Here is a 519-nt window from a genome sequence, read left to right as displayed (position 1 = left end):
AGGGAAAGTATCTGACACCTCTGAACAATTAACGACTGTCGCTGCCGAAACAAATGAAACAAGCGGACAAATTGCAAAAGCGATTGAAGAAGTAGCCGCAGGGGCATCGGAACAGGCTTCTGAAGTTGAAACCATTAATGAAAAATCGGAAAGCCTGTCAACGAAAATCAGGCAAATCGCTGAGGAGGCAGGCGGAATTAAAGAACGCTCAAAATCGTCCGAGGATGCAAGCTATAAAGGACTTGACGCGCTCGGCCAGTTGCTGATGAAATCAAACGAAGCCAATATGGAAACGAAAAAGGTTGAAACAATGCTGCTGGATTTGGAAAATCAAACTAAGAATATTGAAGAAGTCGTTACAGCGATTTCAAACATATCTGATCAAACCAACTTGCTTGCCTTAAATGCCAGTATTGAGGCAGCAAGAGCCGGAGAAAGCGGGCGCGGTTTTGCCGTCGTAGCCGATGAAGTGCGGAAGTTAGCTGAGCAATCAGCCCTTTCTACAAAGCATATCAGCGA

1 pseudogene is annotated in these 519 nt (G+C 45.3%); it reads left to right on the top strand.

The features are described 5' to 3' along the window. Positions 1-519: pseudogene (gene mcpC, locus ACWHAR_RS31965) on the top strand (methyl-accepting chemotaxis protein McpC); the annotation flags it as partial.

The organism is Bacillus sp. LR--39 (assembly GCF_053613335.1).
Note: the sequence above shows the minus strand (reverse complement) of the source record. Positions and strands in the feature narration are given on the sequence as shown.